The 1,981-nt window shown below is 68.1% G+C and carries 1 protein-coding gene and 1 pseudogene; one reads left to right on the top strand and one right to left on the bottom strand.

Annotation, left to right across the window (positions count from 1 at the left end; genetic code table 11):
• Positions 1–79: 79 nt before the first annotated feature.
• Positions 80–1,129, top strand: coding sequence for an HrpF/NolX family T3SS translocon protein (locus tag AC1D12_RS31910; protein ID WP_477845178.1), 1,050 nt, complete (start codon positions 80–82; stop codon positions 1,127–1,129).
• A 241-nt stretch (positions 1,130–1,370) separates the two neighbouring features.
• Here AC1D12_RS31910 and AC1D12_RS31905 read toward each other — a convergent pair.
• A pseudogene (locus tag AC1D12_RS31905) lies at positions 1,371–1,981 on the bottom strand (hypothetical protein); the annotation flags it as partial.

The following is a 1,981-nucleotide window of genomic DNA, read 5'->3' as shown; positions in this document are numbered from 1 at the left end:
CCCTAAGGTAGGGGACCGTTCGCCGGAGTCGATCGCTGCGCCGCAGCGGGCCGCGCGATGCATCGAAGGCGCCTCGATCATGAACATTCAGTCCACGCAAGTGCATCGGGCCGGGGCGCAATGCGCATCGGCCACCGGGGCTGCCCCGCAAGGCGGGMAGCAGCAGGGGGCTTTCATCGACCAGGTGATGGGTGGCCTGAAGCTCCCGAGCCTCTCCCTGGGCGGCAAGGACGACGACAACGAGGAGCCCGGCATGTCGGCGTCGTCGCTGTCGGCGATGCGCTCGCTGCCGCCGATGCCGCAGGCCCAGCCGCAGCAGGCGCTGGCGATGCAACAAGGCGGCCAGGCCGCCGCCGCGCAGCAAGGTGCACCGGCCGCGCAGAGTGGACCCGTGATGCCGTCGGCCAACGACAAGGCGCCGCCGGGCGCCTCGGCGCAGAGCATCGTCGACGGCAACCCGACGCTGAAGAACCTGGGCAACCAGAGCGGCGTGAAGGACAACCTGAAGAAGCAGTGCGGCGACTGGGACGATCCGGCCAAGAGCCCGCAGGAGCGCGCCGACGCGGCGCAGCGGGCGTCCAACGTCGTCAGCTGGGTCAAGGGCGCGAAGGACCGCGACGGCGACGTGCGCCCCGAAGACGTGACGAAGAACGGCAAGATCGAAGGCTTCACGAAGGACGGCGATGCGCGCCACGGCACCGAGGCCGGCCTGCTGCAGGACTTCGGCAAGTACGGCTACGGGCACCTGAAGGCCGACCAGCGGCTCGACCAGACCAACGACGGTCACGTGAAGAAGAACGGCACGAACATGGACAACGCCGAGTACATCGGCCACAAGATCCTCGACGGCCTGTCGAAGGCCTTCAACTTCATCGGCGATCTGATCAAGAACACGCTCGGCAAGATCCCGGGCCTGGGCAAGGTGTTCTCGGCGCTGGGCGAACTGGGCGCCAAGGCGATCGGCGGTGCGCTGCACGTGGCCGACACCGCGGTGATCGGCGGCGACGTGAAGAAGGCCGGCGTCGAGATGGGCGCGAGCCTGACGGAAACCGCCGTCGGCTTCGCGGACCCGACCGGCCTGGGCGCCAAGGCGGCCGGTGATGCGGTGCGCGGCAGCTACAAGGGTTGATGCGGCGAATACTGTGCTTGCACACAGTACTGTATGAAGATACAGTCCGCACCTCGGAGGTCACCCATGTACGCAGAACTTCGCCAGAACTATCGTCCCCGCGGCCAGCGCGTGCCGGCTTGGCTGGTCAGGGTGTGGCGCTGGCTTTGATGACGACCCCTCGGTCGGCGGGTACACCGACCGATCCCCCGAGGGGATGCGGGCCGGCTTGGGGCGGCCCGGCGCTCGGCCCGCATGCGCTTCAGCGGTTCAGCGCATCGACCTGCCGCTTGGCTTCATCCACGTCCTTGTTGAGTTCAGCGAGGTAGCGGCTTCGCTCCTCGCTGCTCCATTCCGCATCTGAAAAGCTGTCGAGCGCATACGCCTTGCTGGTGTGCACGGCGCCCGCCTGCCGCGGCAGCATCGCGCGGTCCGGAAAACGATCGGGCAGCAGCAGGAATCCCTGCACATCGCGCAGCGTCAGCGGAAAGGCCGGCTTGCCGTCGCGCACCAGCTTGCCGAACAGGCGCAGCCTGAACTCCTGCTCGCCGACAGCCACCTCGTCGTTGAAGCTCAGCAGCGCGAACGGCTTGCCGGCCGCATCGTCGACGCGCGCGCTGACGACATAGCGGCCGGGCTGTGCCACCCGCGCCTTCAGGAAGAAATCGAGCGAGCCCGCCTGCAGCGCCTCGCGCACACCAGCCCATTCGGCGGGCACCAGCGGGTTGTAGACCAGGTCGAAATTGACGTTGCCCAGCTGCCCCGATTGGTTCAGGTAGGCCTGGATGCGGATCGTGCCGGCGAACTCCGCAAAGCCTTGGGTCGAGGGTTGCAGCACCGCCGCGAGGCTGCCGTCCGCGGCCTCGCTGAACG

The sequence above is a fragment of the Rhizobacter sp. P1_G5 genome, assembly GCF_056405435.1.
The sequence above is the reverse complement of the archived record's forward strand: the minus strand, read 5'-3'. Positions and strand labels throughout refer to the sequence as shown.